At 69.0% G+C, this 17,229-nt stretch carries 14 protein-coding genes and 2 tRNA genes; 14 read left to right on the forward strand and 2 right to left on the reverse strand.

Features of this window, described 5'->3' with window-relative positions; genetic code table 11:
- The 5 genes from dnaA to gyrB all read left to right on the forward strand — a co-directional run bounded on the left by dnaA (nt 1) and on the right by gyrB (nt 7,308).
- A complete protein-coding gene (dnaA, locus tag VYL96_RS00005; RefSeq protein ID WP_007629602.1) occupies nt 1–1,506 on the forward strand; it encodes a chromosomal replication initiator protein DnaA in 1,506 nt (501 codons plus the stop codon).
- Between the two features lie 598 nt (nt 1,507–2,104).
- Nucleotides 2,105–3,280, forward strand: a complete 1,176-nt coding sequence (gene dnaN / locus VYL96_RS00010) for a DNA polymerase III subunit beta (RefSeq protein ID WP_131885621.1) — start codon at nt 2,105–2,107, stop codon at nt 3,278–3,280.
- A gap of 25 nt (nt 3,281–3,305) precedes the next feature.
- Nucleotides 3,306–4,538: a DNA replication/repair protein RecF gene (gene recF / locus VYL96_RS00015; RefSeq protein WP_131885620.1), complete on the forward strand. Its 1,233-nt coding sequence runs from the start codon at nt 3,306–3,308 to the stop codon at nt 4,536–4,538.
- Complete coding sequence (locus VYL96_RS00020) at nt 4,535–5,089, forward strand: DciA family protein (protein ID WP_131885619.1); 555 nt, start codon at nt 4,535–4,537, stop codon at nt 5,087–5,089. Before recF ends, VYL96_RS00020 begins: the two co-directional genes overlap by 4 nt.
- Before the next feature lie 86 nt (nt 5,090–5,175).
- Entirely contained in the window at nt 5,176–7,308 is a 2,133-nt protein-coding gene (gene gyrB / locus VYL96_RS00025) for a DNA topoisomerase (ATP-hydrolyzing) subunit B (RefSeq protein WP_131885618.1), read from the forward strand.
- Nucleotides 7,309–7,396: 88 nt separating this feature from the next.
- Here the strand turns inward: gyrB and VYL96_RS00030 are convergent, their stop codons facing one another.
- Nucleotides 7,397–8,734 (reverse strand): lipase family protein, encoded by a 1,338-nt coding sequence (locus VYL96_RS00030; RefSeq protein WP_131885617.1) that lies wholly within the window; start codon nt 8,732–8,734, stop codon nt 7,397–7,399.
- A 92-nt stretch (nt 8,735–8,826) separates the two neighbouring features.
- Between VYL96_RS00030 and VYL96_RS00035 the strand changes: the two genes are divergently transcribed.
- From VYL96_RS00035 to VYL96_RS00075, 9 genes are all read left to right on the forward strand, one after another.
- Nucleotides 8,827–9,111: a restriction endonuclease gene (locus VYL96_RS00035; RefSeq protein ID WP_407935068.1), complete on the forward strand. Its 285-nt coding sequence runs from the start codon at nt 8,827–8,829 to the stop codon at nt 9,109–9,111.
- A gap of 151 nt (nt 9,112–9,262) precedes the next feature.
- The gene (locus tag VYL96_RS00040) at nt 9,263–10,084 is read left to right on the forward strand and encodes a hypothetical protein (protein WP_131885615.1); all 822 of its coding nucleotides are present in this window, start codon (nt 9,263–9,265) and stop codon (nt 10,082–10,084) included.
- A 420-nt stretch (nt 10,085–10,504) separates the two neighbouring features.
- Nucleotides 10,505–10,999: a type I restriction-modification system subunit M N-terminal domain-containing protein gene (locus tag VYL96_RS00045; protein ID WP_243699653.1), complete on the forward strand. Its 495-nt coding sequence runs from the start codon at nt 10,505–10,507 to the stop codon at nt 10,997–10,999.
- A 64-nt stretch (nt 11,000–11,063) separates the two neighbouring features.
- Nucleotides 11,064–11,861 (forward strand): HsdM family class I SAM-dependent methyltransferase, encoded by a 798-nt coding sequence (locus VYL96_RS00050; protein WP_243699652.1) that lies wholly within the window; start codon nt 11,064–11,066, stop codon nt 11,859–11,861.
- Nucleotides 11,862–11,978: 117 nt separating this feature from the next.
- Nucleotides 11,979–14,507: a DNA gyrase subunit A gene (gene gyrA, locus VYL96_RS00055; RefSeq protein ID WP_131885614.1), complete on the forward strand. Its 2,529-nt coding sequence runs from the start codon at nt 11,979–11,981 to the stop codon at nt 14,505–14,507.
- A gap of 3 nt (nt 14,508–14,510) precedes the next feature.
- Entirely contained in the window at nt 14,511–15,140 is a 630-nt protein-coding gene (locus tag VYL96_RS00060; protein ID WP_131885613.1) for a DUF3566 domain-containing protein, read from the forward strand.
- A 112-nt stretch (nt 15,141–15,252) separates the two neighbouring features.
- Nucleotides 15,253–15,326: transfer RNA gene (locus tag VYL96_RS00065), tRNA-Ile, on the forward strand.
- A 60-nt stretch (nt 15,327–15,386) separates the two neighbouring features.
- Nucleotides 15,387–15,459, forward strand: a tRNA-Ala gene (locus tag VYL96_RS00070).
- A gap of 93 nt (nt 15,460–15,552) precedes the next feature.
- The gene (locus VYL96_RS00075) at nt 15,553–16,755 is read left to right on the forward strand and encodes an MFS transporter (protein ID WP_131885612.1); all 1,203 of its coding nucleotides are present in this window, start codon (nt 15,553–15,555) and stop codon (nt 16,753–16,755) included.
- On the opposite strand, the gene VYL96_RS00080 is transcribed toward VYL96_RS00075, so the two are convergent.
- Nucleotides 16,752–17,225, reverse strand: a complete 474-nt coding sequence (locus VYL96_RS00080) for a hypothetical protein (protein WP_131885611.1) — start codon at nt 17,223–17,225, stop codon at nt 16,752–16,754. The genes VYL96_RS00075 and VYL96_RS00080 overlap by 4 nt on opposite strands.
- Between the last annotated feature and the right edge of the window lie 4 nt (nt 17,226–17,229).

The following is a 17,229-nucleotide window of genomic DNA, read 5'->3' on the forward strand; positions in this document are numbered from 1 at the left end:
GTGTCTCCTGAGCTCGAACACGTGTGGAGTGCCGTCCTCGACAGGCTCACCGATCCCGAGTTGGCCAGTGACGACAACCCGGCGCTGTCCCGTCAGCAGCAGGCGTGGCTCCGGCTCGTACAGCCGATCGCCGTGGTCAACGGCTTCGCGATGCTCGCCGCGCCGTCGGCCTTCGCCCGCGACAACATCGAATCCGTCCTGCGCGGACCCATCACCCGCGCCCTGAGCGCGCAGCTCGGCGAGCCCGTCGACCTCGCCGTCAAGGTCGACACCTCCCTGGCCGGCGGGCAACCGCCCACCGACGACCAGGACGACCAGGTCATCGACGCCGACGAGATCCATCGCCCGGCCGCCGAGGAGGAGCACCCGCCGGCCACCACACGGCCCCGGCGGATGACCGAGGAACAGATCGCCGCCGAGCGACTCCTCCACGGCAGCGACCGCGACGAGGCGCTGTCCGCCGCGACGGCCCCCGGTCTCAACGAGCGCTACACCTTCAGCGCGTTCGTCCAGGGCAACTCCAACAGGTTCGCCAGGGCCGCCGCACTCGCCGTGGCCGAGGCGCCCGCCCGTGCGTACAACCCCCTGTTCATCTGGGGAGAATCCGGTCTCGGCAAGACCCACCTGCTCCACGCCATCGGGCACTATTCGTTGCGCATGTACTCCGAACAGAAGGTCAAGTACGTCTCGACCGAGGAGTTCACCAACGACTTCATCAACTCCGTCCGCGACGGCCGCCAGAACATGTTCAAGAAGCGGTACCGCGAGGCGGACATCCTGCTGGTGGACGACATCCAGTTCCTGATCGGCAAGGAGCAGGTCCAGGAGGAGTTCTTCCACACCTTCAACACGATCCACAACGCGCAGAAGCAGATCGTGATCTCCTCCGACCGGCCGCCCAAGCAGCTGCAGCCCCTCGAGGACCGACTACGTACGCGGTTCGAGTGGGGGCTGATCACCGACATCCAGCCGCCCGAGCTCGAGACACGCATCGCGATCCTGGACAAGAAGGCGAAGTCCGAGAACTACGTCGTCCCCCGGGACGTCCTCGAGCTCATCGCCACCCGCGTCCAGCGCAACATCCGCGAACTCGAGGGCGCGCTCATCCGTGTGGTGGCGTTCGCGTCCCTCAACGGGCACGAGATCGACGTGCCGCTCGCCGAGATCGTTCTGCGCGACGTGGTCTCCGACGACGATTCGCTACAGATCTCCGCGGCGACCATCATGGCGGTGACCGCGGAGTTCTTCTCCACGAGCATCGACGAACTGTGCGGAACGTCCAAGACGCGGTCGCTCTCCCGGGCACGGCAGATCGCCATGTACCTCTGCCGCGAACTCACCGACCTCTCCCTCCCCAAGATCGGCGTCACCTTCGGCGGCAAGGACCACACCACGGTCATGTACGCCCAGCGCAAGATCCTCAAGGAGATCAAGGACGACCGGCGTACCTACGACCAGATCCAGGAGCTCACCGCCCGGATCAAGGAGCGCTCCCGCTCGCTCTGAGGGCCCCTCGTACCGTTCCCCTTCCCGCCATACGGGCTGATTCGTCGTGCGCGCGGGTCGCCGCGTCGCCGCGACCCCTGTCATCCGCCCCGGGAACGTCGGATCCCGTTGCCTGCGCCCGTCATGTCACGGCGCCCGCGACCGCGTCGCGACACAACTGAGACCCCCCGCGACCCCCTTCGTCACATCGTTCACAGCTGTGGACAAAGCTGTGGGATCTTGTGGACCGACGGTGGACAGAGGGTGGACGGAGTCTTGTGATTCCACCGGGGCGCTCGACCAAATCACAAGAATCGACAGCGGCGCTCACACAACGAAATCCGCGAAGACCTGTGATTACAGGTCTCGGCTCACAATTTCACAGGACCTACTACTACCTCTTATCTCTCTTGAGAGTTCTTGTAAGAAGTAGGGATGTGGAACGGCGAGCCTGCTTGACCGGTTACGCCGACTCCGTGTGCCCACTGTCGGTGCGAGCGGTTACCCTCATGGAGACGTTCCGCCGACCGCGGCGGGCACGTACGGCACGACCCCCCGAAACAGACCACTCGTCCAGATACCGGCAGCCGGTATCCGCCCCGCCTGAAAGAGGTCATCGATGGAGATCACGGATCCGACGTTCCGCGTCACCCGCGAGGACTTCGCGGAATCCGTGGCCTGGGTCGCCCGCACGCTGCCCTCGCGGCCGTCGGTGCCGATCCTCGGCGGCGTGCTGCTCGAGGCGGACTCGGGTCTGACGATCTCGGGGTTCGACTACGAGACGTCAGCGCAGGTCTCGGTACCCGCGGAGGTGTCCGAGCCGGGCAGCACGCTGGTGTCCGGACGGCTGTTGGCCGACATCGCCCGCGCCCTACCCGACCGCCCGGTCGAGGTGGTGGTCACCGCGCAGAAGATGTACATCACCTGCGGTTCCGCGAAGTTCACCCTCCCGACCATGCCGGTCGAGGACTACCCGCAGCTTCCGGCCATGCCGGAGGTCACCGGCTCCGCCGAGGTCGACGCGTTCTCGGAGGCCGTGGGCCAGGTCGTCGTCGCGGCCGGTAAGGACGACACCCTCCCGATGCTCACCGGCATCCGGATGGAGATCGAGGGCACCCGGGTCACGCTCATCGCGACCGACCGGTTCCGCCTGGCCATCCGGGAGTTCGACTGGGAGCCGGCTCGCGAGGACGTCACCGTCGAGGTGCTCATCCCGGCCAAGGCGCTGTCCGAGGTCACCCGGTCGGCCGGACACGGTGGTCGAGTCGATCTCAGCCTCGGGGCGGGTTCCAACGTCGGGGCCGAGGGCATCCTCGGTGTGCTGGTCTCCGGTCAGCGCACCACCACCCGCCTGCTCGACGCCGAGTTCCCCAAGGTCCGGCAGCTGCTGCCGCCCCAGCACACGTCCGTCGCGGTCGTCGAGGTCGACGCCCTCGTGCAGGCGATCAAGCGTGTCGCGCTCGTCGCCGACCGCGGCGTCCAGGTCCGCATGGCGTTCAGCGAGGGCGAGCTCGCGCTCTCGGCCGGCGGGGACGACGCCGCGCAGGCCAACGAGTCGCTCCCGGTGGACTTCGTCGGCGAGCCGCTGACCATCGCCTTCAACCCCGGCTACCTGCTCGACGGCCTGGGCAGCATCCACTCGGCCCGCGTCGCGTTCGGGTTCACGCAGCCCAGCCGCCCCGCCGTCCTGCGACCCGCACCCGAGGCCCTCCCCGAGCCGGGCGCCGACGGCGCCATCGCGCCCGTCGAGTCGGACCACACCTACCTGCTCATGCCCGTGCGCCTGCCGGGCTGAGCCCGCGACCCGGGACCGTTCCGGTATGCACCTGCGTCACCTCAGGCTCCTGGACTTCCGCTCCTGGCCGCTGCTCGAACTGGATCTCGAGCCGGGGGTCACCACGCTGATCGGCCGCAACGGCCACGGGAAGACCAACGTCCTCGAGGCGATCGGCGTGCTGGCCAGCCTCCGATCCCACCGCGTCGCGGGCGACGCGCCGATGATCCGGACCGGTGCCGGGACCGCGCTCGTCGGCGCACTCGCCCACAACGCCGGGCGGGAACTCACCGTCGAACTCGCGCTCAACTCCGGCAAGGCCAACCGCGCGAGACTCAACACCTCACCGTGCCGCCGACTCTCCGACATCCTCGGGGTCGTCCAGTCCGTCCTCTTCGCACCCGAGGACCTCGCCCTCGTGCGCGGCGAACCAGCCGAGCGGCGTCGAGTGCTCGACGAGCTCATGGTCCAACGCCGACCCTCGCTCGGTCGCGACCTGGCCGAGTACTCGTCCGTGCTGCGTCAGCGCACCGCGCTGCTCAAGTCCGCGTCCGGTGCGATGCGGCGCGGCCGGTCGGAGGAATCCGCCGCCGTGCTGGACACCCTCGACGTGTGGGACGGCCGGCTGGCCGAACTCGGGGCCCGCTTGGTGGCCGGGCGGATCGACCTCGTCCGGCAGCTGCGCCCCCTCGTCGTCGACGCCTATCGCGGGCTGGCACCCGAGTCCCGCCCGGCCGATCTCGCCTACCGTTTCCGCGTCGCCGACACCCCCGACGAGTCCGAGCTGACCGATCCCGAACTCGTCGAGGCGGTGCTCCTCGCGGAGCTCGGTCGACGGCGACGCGACGAGATCGAGCGCGGCATGTCACTCGTCGGGCCGCACCGGGACGACCTCCTCCTGTCCCTCGGCGACGAGCCGGCGAAGGGCTTCGCCAGCCACGGGGAGACGTGGTCGTTCGCGCTCGCGTTGCGCCTCGGCTCCCTCGAACTGTTCCGCGCCGACGGTGCCGAGCCGGTGCTCCTCCTCGACGACGTGTTCGCCGAACTCGACCGCCACCGCCGCGCCGCGCTCGCCGATGTCGCGGCCGGGGTCGAGCAGGTCCTCATCACCGCGGCGGTCGGGGAGGACGTCCCAGCCGGACTGCGGGGCGTGCGTCATGACGTCGTGATGACGGGCGAGGGGCGGGACCGTCACTCCGCGATGACACTGTCACGACCCCGGGACGACGAGGGTGACGACGACGAGAACACCGATACGGAAAGAGGGGACCCGACATGACGGGCGGGACCGGCGCGGACGGCATAACACCGTCTGAACAGCCACAACGTGGTTATGACATCGCCAAGAAGGCGCTCGAGGAGGCCAGGGCGAAGGCCCGTGCGGAAGGCAAACAGGTCGGTCGCGGACGGACCGGCCCGGTCGGCGCGGGACGTCGGTTGCGCAAGCGCGGCTGGACGGGCGCCGGCGCCGATCCGTGGGACCCCCAGCCGCTCGGGCGACTCGTGGGCCAGGTCGCCAAGAAGCGCGGATGGGACGACAAGGTCACGACCGGCCGGTTGTTCGCCGAGTGGGGACGGATCGTCGGCGAGGACGTCGGGAGCCACGCGACGCCGGAGCGACTGGAGGAGGGGATCCTCCACGTGCGGGCCTCGAGTACCGCGTGGGCCACGCAGCTACGGTTGATGTCCGCGGACATCCTCCGCAAGATCGCCGCCGCCATGGGACCGGGTCACGTCCGTCGGCTCAAGGTGGAGGGGCCGGAGAAACCGAGTTGGCGGAAGGGCCCCCTCCACGTGTCGGGTCGGGGCCCGCGGGACACCTACGGGTGAGGGCCGGGCGTGCCCGCGGCCCGCGCGGCGGTTCCCGCAGGTAGACTGGGCCGGTCCCAGACCCCCGAGACGCGAGGAGATCGCACGTGGCGGACGCCAGGAGCACGGCCGACAACGGCGGAGCCAAGGAATACGGCGCTTCATCGATCACGGTCCTCGAGGGGCTCGAGGCCGTCCGGATGCGGCCGGGTATGTACATCGGCTCCACCGGACCGCGGGGTCTGCACCACCTGATCTGGGAGGTCGTCGACAACTCCGTCGACGAGGCCATGGCGGGTCACGCGACCGGAGTCAAGGTCACCCTCCTCGAGGACGGTGGCGTCGAGGTCATCGACGACGGCCGCGGCATCCCGGTGGAGATGCACGAGTCGGGCATGCCCACCGTCCAGGTCGTCATGACCCAGCTCCACGCGGGCGGCAAGTTCGACTCGGACTCCTACGCGGTCTCCGGTGGTCTCCACGGCGTGGGCATCTCGGTGGTCAACGCGCTGTCGACCCGCGTCGAGGTCCAGATCAAGCGCGACGGTCGCCTGTGGAAGCAGGACTTCGACATGGCGGAGCCGGCGGAGCTGGTCGACGCCGGGCCCGCCGAGGGCACCGGCACCAAGGTCCGGTTCTGGGCCGATCCATCGATCTTCGAGACCACCGAGTACGACTTCGACATCGTCGCCCGTCGCCTGCAGGAGATGGCGTTCCTCAACAAGGGACTGACCATCACGCTGACCGACCGTCGGCCGCGCGCCGAGAAGGCGGCGGAGCTCGACGCGATCGCGGACAGCGAGGGCGTCGGCCCGGACTCCGCACCGGGCTCGGACGAGGGCTCGGATCTGGCCAGCGCCGTGGACGCCGAGCAGGTCTTCGTCGAGGGCGCCGGCGAGGGCGGCGGCGAGGGCGGCGAGGCGGCGGCCGAGCCCGAGAAGATCCGCGAGCGCAAGCGGACCTTCCACTACCCGGACGGCCTCAAGGACTACGTCAAGGCGATCAACAAGTCCAAGACCGCGATCCACCCGACGATCCTGTACTTCGAGGGCAAGGGCACCGGCCACGAGGTCGAGGTCGCCATGCAGTGGAACTCCGGGTACTCGGAGTCCGTCCACACCTTCGCCAACACGATCAACACCCACGAGGGCGGCACCCACGAGGAGGGCTTCCGTGCAGCGTTGACCTCGCTGGTCAACAAGTATGCCCGGGACAAGAAGCTCATCAAGGAGAAGGACCCCAACCTCACGGGTGACGACATCCGCGAGGGTCTCGCGGCCGTCATCTCCGCCAAGATCGCGGACCCGCAGTTCGAGGGGCAGACCAAGACCAAGCTCGGCAACACCGAGGTCAAGGGCTTCGTCCAGCGGCAGGTGGCCGAGCACGTCGGTCACTGGTTCGAGGCCAACCCCGCCGAGGCCAAGGTGATCGTCAACAAGGCCATCGCCTCCAGTCAGGCACGCGTCGCCGCCCGCAAGGCCCGCGAGATGGTGCGCCGGAAGTCGGCGACCGACATCGGTGGACTGCCCGGCAAGCTCGCGGACTGCCGGTCCAAGGACCCGTCGAAGTCCGAGCTCTACATCGTGGAGGGTGACTCGGCCGGTGGTTCGGCCAAGTCCGGTCGCGACTCGATGTTCCAGGCGATCCTGCCGCTGCGCGGAAAGATCATCAACGTCGAGAAGTCGCGGATCGACAAGGTCCTCAAGAACGCCGAGGTCCAAGCCATCATCACGGCGCTGGGCACCGGCATCCACGAGGAATTCGACATCGACAAGCTGCGGTACCACAAGATCGTGCTGATGGCCGACGCCGACGTCGACGGCCAGCACATCGCGACGCTGCTGCTGACGCTCATCTTCCGCTTCATGAAGCCGCTCGTGGAGAACGGGTACGTCTACCTCGCGCAGCCCCCGCTGTACAAGCTCAAGTGGAGCAAGGGCGAGCCGGACTTCGCGTACTCGGACCGCGAGCGCGACGAACTGCTCAAGATCGGCCTGGAGAACAAGCGCAAGATCAACGTCGACGACGGCATCCAGCGCTACAAGGGCCTCGGCGAGATGAACCCGAAGGAGCTGTGGGAGACCACGATGGACCCGTCGGTCCGCACGCTTCGGCAGGTCACCCTCGAGGACGCCGCGGCGGCCGACGAGTTGTTCTCGATCCTCATGGGTGAGGACGTGGACGCGCGCCGCAACTTCATCACCCGCAACGCCCGCGACGTCCGCTTCCTGGACGTCTGACCCCCGAAATCGGCGACTCCGCCGCTGTGTCCGCGACCCCCACAGGGGCTGCCGATCCGGCGGCGGAGTCGCCGATTTCGGGGCAGGGCTAGAGGCGCCCGCAGTCGTTGCGCGGGGGCACGCCGGCGAGGCGGTCGTGGACGAACTGCACGGCCAGCGGGAAGTTGGTCACGGCGGCCGCGGCGTGGGTGACGCCGCGCACCGGCGGGGTGGTCTCGTGGTGGAACTGCACGTCGACGCCCTGGCCGCACCAGTCGCGGCCGAGCTGCTCGACCTGGCCGAGCGGGATGATGTCGTCGTGGATCCCGCCCGCGAGCAGCACGGGGACGTGGGGCCGTCGGGCACCGATGCGCTGGTGGTCGAGGACCGCGAGGGCGTCCGGCTCGGAGACGATGACGTCCCCCAGACGCTCGCCGCTGCGGGTCCACTCGGCGGTGGTGTGACCGCCGTACCGGCTGCGCAGGTCGAGGGTGCACAGCTTCGCGGTGTCGGCCAGGGCCGCCCGCCCGGCGTCGTTGATGTTGCGCTCGATGACCCCGGCCAGCGAGGGGTAGCGCAGGAGCATGCCGTTGATGGAGTAGCCGATGGCGCCGGTGAGGGTGCTGCCGTCGATGTGGCGGAGCACGGCGAGCAGGTTGGCCGGCGGGGCGGAGGCGTAGGCGCCGCGCAGGTCCAGCTCGGGCGCGTACTCCGGGGCGAGCTCGGCCGCGGCCGCGGAGGCGCCGCCGCCCTGCGAGTGGCCCCAGAAGACCATGGGGGCGACGCCGCCGGTGAGCGCGTTGGCGGCGCGGGCGCCGTCGAGCATGGCGTGGGCCTGCTCGACGCGGTCGGCGTAGGTGTGCATGCCCGGGGTGCCGAGGCCGATGTAGTCCACCACCATGACGCGGTGCCCCTGGCCGGCGAGCGCCAGCGCGAAGGCCTGCTCGTACGAGGGCGCGGGCCCGCCGGTGTGCGGGTTGATCCCCACGCCGGACTCCAGGTTGCGCGAGGGGGCGCACGGATCGCCCTGGCCCTGGGTGCCGGGCCCGAGCACGATCGTCGGCCGTGGGCCGGGGCCGTGCCACGGGGCGGTGGAGTCGTACAGCGCGCCGGAGGTGGCGACGGGCGCGCCGTGCACGTCGGCGGACTGGTAGACGACGCGCTGGGCGCGGGCGGGGAGCGGTGACGGCACCTCGGGCAGCCCGGGCACGGTGACGGCGAGGGGCAGGCCCGCCGGCTCCGCGCGCAGGACCTCGCCGGGCGCCCCGTCGGGCAGGTCGCGGGTGTCGTAGAAGCTCCCGGGCAGGTCGAACACCTCGGTGTCCGCCGCGGCCGCGGAGGGCGGGGCCGGCTGGGCGCCGGCGGGGGCCGGGAGGCCCAGCCCCAGGGCCAGGGCCGCGGCGAGGGCGAGGAGGGGACGACGACGAGGGGTTCGCGTGGACACCATGTCGGGATGTTATCCAGGTCACACATGCGTCGACCGGGAAATCACCGTCCGGGTCGGTTGCGCAGCGACGAGACGTACCCGGGGTCCTTGAGGTGCATCCGGCCCACGGCGAGCAGGTCGAACTCGCCGCGGCCCACCGCGGCGGCGTGGCCACCACCCTGCGCGAGGCCCGCGAGGGACGCAGGGCCGCCGTCTTCATCACCACTTCGACGTTCTCCGCCGGTGCGATCGCGGAGGCGGAGCGGATCAACGCCCGGATCGAACTCATCGACGGTCCACGTCTGGCCGAACTGCTGGTGGCCTACGGAGTCGGAGTGCAGGCTGAGCAAACCATCACGCTCTACCGGCTCGACGAGGATTTCTTCGAGAGCTTGTAAGCGATTCGATGACGCATACGTGCAGGTGAGAGTGATTTTCCTTCAAGATTGTCGCTGTCGTCATCTATACTTCCCGTAACACTGACACCATCGGCCACAGTCGCGAAGGGGGTCGATTCTGATGCGTCACTACGGCATTCGACTGATCGACATGGACGCCCCCGACGGCGAGATCGATACCGACGACCCCGTCGCGATCGTCGCCGCGATGAAAAGACTGACCCGCCGCCTGACCAGAGAAGTCTTGGAGCAGCCGGGACAGGGCCGTCCTTCGGGAATGGTGGAGAGCCTGAGTCGGTCGCGGGTGGCAATGGGTACGGGTTCGACGACACTAGCCTTTACCGTTGGTGACCCGGCGGCGCTCGAAATCGACCCCATCGCCGAGGCCGTGGACGCCCGTTTCCGGGAACTCGTGTCCGACTTCGAGTCGGAGGACGGACCACAGAACGCATCGGAGTCAATCCTGGGTGCCGCAGCGGAACTCGCGAGAGCGGTGACTGCCGCAGCACCGGTAGCGGAGTTCTCCACCGGAGACGAGTCGTCGACGATCCCCGTCCGCCGAAGTGAGGTCCACCTCGATCGCTGGGTCGGCCGTATTCCGGCACCGGAGGTGATGCGGTCGCTGACGGGACGCCTCGAAATGGGCGATCTGCACTCGTCGGCGTTCAGGATCAGAGACGCGGTCGGCAACACTGTGGACCTCGTCGACGTTCCGGAACCGGAGACCGTCATTCCCTTCCTGGGAATGAACGTGACCGTGACCGGACTCCTCACGCCGGCGGTTGGCGCCACCGAGAACAGGATGCGGGCTCCGGAGATCACGCTGGCCGTCGGAGTGCTGGAACGACTCGGACTGGCCGAGCTGCCATCTATGGAGACGCTCCGCGAACAAGCCCGATCGGCACCCGAACCGCAACCACTGGACCTCACCGACGACGAGATCGACAGCTTCATGGCAGCGGTCCGTGAGTGAACCAGCAGTCCTGGTCGACACCAATGTGTGGAGTACTGTCATCCTCCCGGCCGGGAAGCACAATCAGACGCCTGAGCTCCTCAAGTGGCGAGGACTCCTCTTGGGTAGAGAGGTGGTGATCGCCGCGCAGACCGAGGCCGAGCTCCTATACGGCGCCTACAAGGCCTCATGGGGTGCCACTCGCCTGCTGGGCCTTCGGCAGGCGATCGCCACGACACCGACGATCCCGGTGACGGCCGACGTCATCGAGGCCTTCGCGCGACTCAGGACAGAATGCAGGTTCGCCGGACGCCCTTCAAGCAAAGGACCACATGGGCGACGCCTGGATCGCGGCCACTGGCATCGCTCATGGCTTTCCGTTGCTTACCGGTGACTCGATCTTCGGGGATACCCCGGACTGACTCTCTTGGAGGACGCTTCGTGGCCGACGCCCGCAGGCTCGTCGACAAGCTGTGGTCGTACTGCAACGTGCTACGCGACGACGGCGTGGGCGTAATCGAATACACCGAGCAGCTCACCTACCTGCTGTTCCTCAAGATGGCCCATGAGCGGGCGACCCGGCCCCTCAAGCCACAGCAGATCGTCCCCGAGGAGTACTCGTGGCAAAGGCTGGTCGACGCGCAAGGCGATGAGCTCGAGTTCGAGTACACGCGGATGCTCACCGGCCTGGCCAAGGAGCGCGGAGTCGTCGGCACCATCTTCCGCAAGGCGCAGAACCGCATTCAGGACCCGGCAAAGCTCCGCGGCATCGTCGTGGACCTCATCGACAAGGAGAACTGGTCGCAGTCCGGCGCGGACATCCAGCGCGACGCCTACGAGTCGTTGCTGGCCAAGGGTGCGCAGGACAAGGGGTCGGGCGCTGGCCAGTACTTCACCCCACGCCCGCTGATCCAAGCGATCGTCGACGTGATCTAGCCGACCATCGAGGACACGGTCGTCGACCCGGCGTGTGGCACCGGTGGCTTCCTCCTCGTGGCACATGAGCACGCCGCTGGACGCGCTCGTCGCCGACCCGGGTCACCGGTGGTCCGTCGTCCTCACCAACCCGCCGTTCGGCCGGAAGTCCTCGGTGACGATGGTCGCCGCCGACGGCAGCCAGACCAGGGAGGACCGCGAGATCGAGCGCCAGGACTTCGTGGCCACCACCAGCAACAAGCAGCTCAACTTTGTCCAACACATCATGACGATCCTCGACACGAACGGTCGGGCCGCCGTGGTGTTGCCGGACAACGTGCTCTTCGAGGGCGGCGCCGGCGAGACCATCCGCCGCAAGCTGCTGGACGACTTCGACCTGCACACCATGCTCCGGCTGCCCACCGGCATCTTCTACGCACAGGGCGTCAAGGCCAACGTCCTCTTCTTTGACAAAAAGGTCGCCCACCCGGGCATCCCGTGGACCGAGAAGCTCTGGGTGTACGACCTGCGGACCAACAAGCACTTCACGCTCAAGCAGAATCCGCTGCGCCGATCCGATCTTGACGAGTTCGTCGAGGCCTACTTTCCCGGTCGCCACCACGAGCGGACCGAGTCAGAGCGGTGGAAGCCGTTCACCTACGACGAGTTGGTCGCCCGCGACAAGGCGAACCTGGACATCACGTGGCTGCGGGACTCCTCGCTCGACGACCTCGACTCGCTGCCCTCGCCGGAGATCCTCGCCCGCGAGATCGTGGAGGCCCTGAGCGCGGCGTTGGCGGAATTCGAGTCGGTCGCGTCCTCCCTGGAGGAGCAGCTCTCGTCGTCGTCGCCCGGGACCTCAGCCCCCGACACCCTGGAGTAACACGGCCCCCGCGTGCCCGGCGGTCCCGTTTCCGCAGGACCTATAGACTGTCTGGGTCGGACCGCTGCCCACTGCATCCGTGCGCCGCACTGGTCCGCGCCGACAGAAGAGGAGCTCATGACGGACACCACGCTGCCGCCCGAAGCCGAGGGAGGCGACCGCATCGAGCTGGTCGACATCCAGGCGGAGATGCAGAAGAGCTACATCGACTATTCGATGAGCGTCATCGTCGGCCGCGCGCTCCCCGATGTCCGAGACGGGCTCAAGCCCGTGCACCGTCGCATCCTGTACGCGATGTGGGACAACGGCTACCGGCCCGAGCGTAGTTACGTGAAGTCGGCCAAGCCGGTCGCCGACACGATGGGTAACTACCACCCGCACGGTGACTCGGCGATCTACGACACCCTCGTGCGTCTCGCCCAGCCGTGGGCCATGCGGTACCCGATGGTCGACGGGCAGGGGAACTTCGGCTCGCGGGGCAACGACGGCGCCGCGGCCATGCGCTACACCGAGTGCAAGATGACCCCGCTGGCCATGGAGATGGTCCGGGACATCGACAAGAACACCGTCGATTTCCAGCCGAACTACGACGGTAAGACGTCCGAGCCGGTCGTCCTGCCCTCGCGTATCCCGAACCTGCTGGTCAACGGCTCGAGCGGTATCGCCGTCGGTATGGCCACCAAGATGCCGCCGCACAACCTGCGCGAGGTCGCCGAGGCGATCTACTGGTGCCTGGACAACCCGGATGCCAGCGAGGAGGAGACCCTCGCGGCGTGCATGGAACGGATCAAGGGCCCGGACTTCCCGACGCACGGTTACATCGTGGGCGACCAGGGGATCAAGGACGCCTACTCCACGGGTCGAGGCTCGATCCGCATGCGGGGCAAGACCTCCATCGAGGAGGAGGGCAACCGGACGGTCATCGTCATCACGGAGCTGCCCTACGAGGTCAACCCGGACAACATGATCCTGTCGATCGCCGAGCAGCTGCGCGACGGCAAGATCGCCGGCATCTCGAAGATCGACGACGAGTCCTCGGACCGCGTCGGTCTGCGCATCGTCGTCACGCTCAAGCGTGACGCCGTGGCCAAGGTGGTGCTGAACAACCTCTACAAACACTCGCAGCTGCAGACGTCGTTCGGCGCCAACATGCTGTCCATCGTGGACGGCGTCCCGCGGACGCTGGCGCTGAACCATCTCGTGCGTCTGTACGTCGCGCACCAGGTCGAGGTCATCGTCCGGCGCACCCAGTACCTGCTCGACGAGGCCGAGAAGCGCGCCCACATTCTTCGTGGTCTGGTCAAGGCACTCGATGCGCTCGACGAGGTCATCGCCCTGATCCGTCGGTCGGAGACCGTCGAGATCGCCCGAGAGGGCCTCAAGGACCTCCTCGAGATCGACGACGACCAGGCGCAGGCGATCCTCGACATGCAGCTGCGCCGCCTGGCGGCCCTGGAGCGCCAGAAGATCATCGATCAGCTCGCCGCGATCGAGCTCGAGATCGCCGACTACAAGGACATCCTGGCCAAGCCGGAGCGTCAGCGCGCGATCGTCGGTGACGAGCTGCGCGAGATCGTCGAGAAGTACGGCGACGACCGTCGGACCCGCATCATCCCCGCGGACGGAGACGTCACCGACGAGGACCTCATCGCCCGCGAGGACGTCGTCGTCACGATCACGGAGACCGGGTACGCCAAGCGCACCCGGACGGACCTGTACCGCGCCCAGAAGCGCGGCGGCAAGGGCGTCCGCGGAGCGGAGCTCAAGCAGGACGACATCGTCCGCCACTTCTTCGTCTCCTCGACGCACGACTGGCTGCTGTTCTTCACCACGAAGGGCCGGGTCTACAGGATCAAGGCCTACGAGCTCCCGGAGGCCAACCGCACGGCCCGCGGCCAGCACGTGGCCAACCTCCTGGCGTTCCAGCCGGAGGAGCGGATCGCCGGCGTCATCCGGATCAAGAGCTACCAGGACGCGCCGTACCTCGTCCTGGCCACCCGCAACGGCCTGGTCAAGAAGTCTCGGCTCGAGGACTACGACTCCCCGCGTTCCGGCGGCCTCATCGCCGTCAACCTGCGCGACGGGGACGAGCTGGTCGGCGCCGCGCTGGCCGGTCCGGACGACGACCTGCTGCTGGTGTCGGAGAAGGGCCAGTCGATCCGCTTCCACGCCAACGACGACACGCTCCGCCCGATGGGGCGCGCGACGTCCGGCGTGATGGGTATGCGGTTCAACGACGGCGACGCGCTGCTGAGCATGTCCGTGGTCCGTGCGGACACGTCGGACCAGGAGAAGTACTTCCTGCTGGTGGCCACCGAGCGCGGGTACTCCAAGCGCACCGCGCTGAGCGAGTACACGGCCCAGGGGCGCGGCGGCAAGGGCGTACTCACGCTCATGTTCGATCCCAAGCGCGGCAAGCTCGTCGGCGCGACGATCGTGGAGCTGCAGGACGAGCTGTACGCGATCACGTCCAGTGGCGGCGTCATCCGCACGTTCGCCAAGCAGGTCCGCAAGGCCGGCCGGCAGACCAAGGGCGTGCGTCTGATGAACCTCGCCGAGGGCGACTCGCTCCTGGCCATCGCCCGCAACGCGGACGAGCCCGACGACGAGGACAAGGCCGAGGCCGAGTCCATCACGGAGGAGTAGGCGATGACCGACCCGACCGATCCGGCCGCCGCGCGTCCCGAGACCGCGGGTTCCGGGACCGCGGGTTCCGGTACCGAAGGTCCCGGCGCCGGGGCGACCGCCCCGGCGCCCGGGTACGGCGGGTCCGGATCCGGCGCGAGTGAGGCGGCCACCACCGCGTTCCCGGCGGCGACCCAGCACCGGGCCGAGGGCGTGAGCGGCGGACTGTCCAAGGCCCACTCGGGTGGGGCCGCCGGTCGGGCCGCACCGGTGGTATCGCCCACCGAGCGCCGCGGGCCGCTCGAGTCCGTCCTCGTACTGCGCAGGATCGACCCGTGGTCGGCGTTCACCACCGTCCTGGGGCTCATGTTCGCCCTCTACCTCGTGTGGATGGTCGCGATCGGCGTGACCTACCTGCTGCTGTCCGGCATGGGCGTGTGGGACCGGCTCGGCGGGTTGCTGTCCGGGGTGGCCGGCGACGAGTCCGCGTCCGTGATCGGTCCGTCGACGATCTTCCTCTACAGCGGCGGCGTCGGTCTGCTCAACGTCCTGTTGCTGTCGATCCTGGCCACGCTCGCGGTGTTCATCTACAACCTCGCGGCAGACCTGACCGGCGGCGGAGTGCAGGTGACGCTCAGTGACCGCCGCAACTGACGCGGCACCGGGGGACGGCCCGGAGGCCGCCCGGCGCGCTGTCCGTGACCGCCTCCGAGTTGCCGATTTGGGTCCGGGGGAGTGCGTCGGGTAGATTCATCCATCGGTACGAGGGCCTATAGCTCAGGTGGTTAGAGCGCCAAACTGATAATTTGGAGGTCGGAGGTTCAAGTCCTCCTAGGCCCACTCCGCAAGGCAGACGCCGGATCCGCACGCTGCGGTCCGGCGTTTATGCTTGGCGGTGACGGGGCCTTAGCTCAGTTGGTAGAGCGCTGCCTTTGCAAGGCAGATGTCAGGGGTTCGAATCCCCTAGGCTCCACTCATCGGCGCCCGCCGCGGCGGACCGCGCCGCAGCCCGCCGCGGCACAGGACGCCACCCCGACCGACGCCGGATCCGGCGGATAGGGAGACCGTGCAGACCACCCCCCGCTCGTCATGGGTCCCGTTCGTCCTCATGGCCCTGGTGGTGACCGTGGCACTGGCGTCCAGCGCCACCCCCTCGCCCCTGTACGTCGATTACCAGCAGTCGTGGGCGGTCGGCGGCACCACCATCACGGTCGTCTACGCCGTGTACGCCCTCGCGGTCCTCGTGCCCCTGCTGTTCCTCGGGCGGCTCTCCGACGCCATCGGTCGCCGACCGGTGATCCTGGCCGGGCTGGCGCTGCTGGCGGCGAGCATGGGCATGCTCGCGGCCGCCCCGTCGGTCGCGTGGCTGATCGCGGGCCGCATCATCCAGGGACTGGCGGTGGGGCTGATCACCGGCTCGGCCTCCGCCGCGCTGATCGAGCTCCATCCGACCCGCGATTCACGGGTCGGCGCACTCACCAGCAGCTCCACCACCAACTTCGGTATCGCGGTGGGAGTGCTCCTCGCGGGCGCCGTGGCCACCTCGTCGTCGTCACCCCTCGTGCACCCCTACCTCGTGATCGGCGCGGCCACCGTCGCGCTCCTCGTCGCCGTGGCCACCCTCGTCCCGGAGACGGCGGGCGGCTCCTCGACGGCGCGCGACGCCCTGCGGGTGCGGCCTCCCACGGTCCCGGCGGAGATCCGGTCCACGTTCGCCCTCGCGGCGGTGTGCGTGACCGTCTCGTGGTCCGTCGGCGGCGTCTTCCTGGGGCTGGGCGGGGCGATCGCGCGCGACCTGATGGGCCGGTCCGATTACATGGTCACCGGACTCGTGGTGGCCAGCCTCCAGGCGGCGGCGGGGACGGCCCAGCTCGTGTGGAACCTGCGATCCGGTCCGGAGCGGTGGCGACTCGGGGTGGCCGTCGGGGTGGGGGCCCTGGTCGCCGGGCTCGTCGTCGCGTCGCTGTCGCTGGAGGCCGGCGAGGTGGCGGGCTTCATCGCCGCAGCCGCGCTCACCGGGCTGGGCATGGGTCTGCTGTTCCTCATGGGCAACACGCTGGTGGCGCAGAGCGCGCCCCCGGCGGTACGCGGGCAGGTCTTCTCCGCGCTGTTCGTGGTGGCCTACACCTCGCTCGGTGTCCCGGCGGTGGTGGCGGCGGTCATCGCCGAGGGCATCGGGCTCATCCCGGCCTACCACGTACTGGCTCTGGTCGTGGGCGTGGTCGCCCTGGGAGCGCTGGTTGCCGTGACCCGCGCGCGGCGGACCTAACCTCTGCTCAACGCCTGCGCGGCGGCCACGACACTCAGCGCGGCGAGTCCGGTGCGCAGGCGGTCCGAGGCGAGGAGTGCGGCGATGCGGGGCCGCGTGACCTGTTCACGCGCGATTCCCACGTGCAGCGGCACCACCCCGGCCGTCACCGCGGGGGCCGCGACGCCCGCCGCGCAGGCGACGAGCGTGGCGGTCAGCCCGGCCCGCTCGCGCGAACGGATGGACCCGTAGGCCGTCCACGCGGTCGCCCCCAGGCCCGCCGCGTACAGCGTCAGCGCGACGGGGGCGATGCGGCGGGCGTGGTCGGCCTGGCGTTCGGCGATCCCGTGGGTGGGCCCGTCGAACAGCTCGGGGTACATCACCGAGGTGACCACCGACTGGAAACCCAGGTGGACCGCGGACGTCGTGAGCAGCGCGAGGCGGCCCGCTCGGAGCGTCGGATCGGCGGACGCACGGCGTCGGCGGTTCATGCCC

This window comes from Dietzia maris, from assembly GCF_036287335.1.
Lineage (GTDB): Bacteria > Actinomycetota > Actinomycetes > Mycobacteriales > Mycobacteriaceae > Dietzia > Dietzia cinnamea.